The sequence below is a fragment of the Protofrankia sp. CiP1_Cm_nod3 genome, from assembly GCF_982290655.1.
Genome location: NZ_CEVIVD010000064.1, coordinates 22920 through 23741 on the forward strand (window position 1 = coordinate 22920; position 822 = coordinate 23741).

At 68.7% G+C, this 822-nt stretch carries 1 pseudogene; it reads left to right on the top strand.

From position 1 onward, the window contains the following. Positions 1–25 precede the first annotated feature (25 nt). Positions 26–822: pseudogene (locus AC5LUJ_RS13945) on the top strand (hypothetical protein); the annotation flags it as partial.

An 822-nucleotide genomic window follows, 5' to 3' on the forward strand; every position in this document is an offset into this window, starting at 1 on the left:
CGTTCATGCGCTCGTGCAGCGAGCCGTGCGGGAGGACCTCGGCGCGCTTCGGTCGACCGAGGTCGCCCGGACATCCGCGGACGCTCTCCTGGAGATCTGGCCTTCCGCCGACAACAACGAGGACAGGGGGCAGCTGCTGCGGGCCAACGCGATGGCGCTCCAGGACAACTGGCCGGCCGCGATCTGGGATCTGGACCAGGGCGGCATGCACAGAATCATGATGCGCACCGTCGAGAGTCTCGGAACGGTGGTGCAGCTCAAAGAGGCGATACACCTGTGCCGGCAGCTCGCCCAACAAGCCGTCGAGCGCTTCGGGCAACGCCATCCGGACACTCTCACCCTGCGCAACCAGCTCGCTGTGTGGCTGGGTGACGCGGGGGAGACACAGGAGGCGATCATCAGTCTTGGATCGCTGATTCCCGATTTGACGGCCGCCTGGGGCCGGGATGACCCGATGACCATCGCCGCTCGGCGTAACCTCGGCTACCAGTGGGGCCAGGCAGGCCATCCGGCACAGGCGGCAGCCGAACTGGCGGCCGTGCTGGACGACCAGGTGCGGGTGCTCGGGCCGGCGGACCCGGCGGTGCTCGCCGTCCGCGCCGAGCTTGTGTACTGGCGGGCCAAGGCCGGAGACACCACGAACGCGGTGGCCGAGCTCGAAGCTCTGCTACAGCTCGCCACGAGGATCCATGGCGCCGAGGCCCGGGAGACTTTCGAGCTGCGCAGCCTGCTGGCCAGCTATCGCGCGGAGTCCGTCGGCTATGCCCAGTCGGTCCTGGAGATGCAGGAGCTTCTCGCGGACATGCGGCGGGTGCTCGGCCC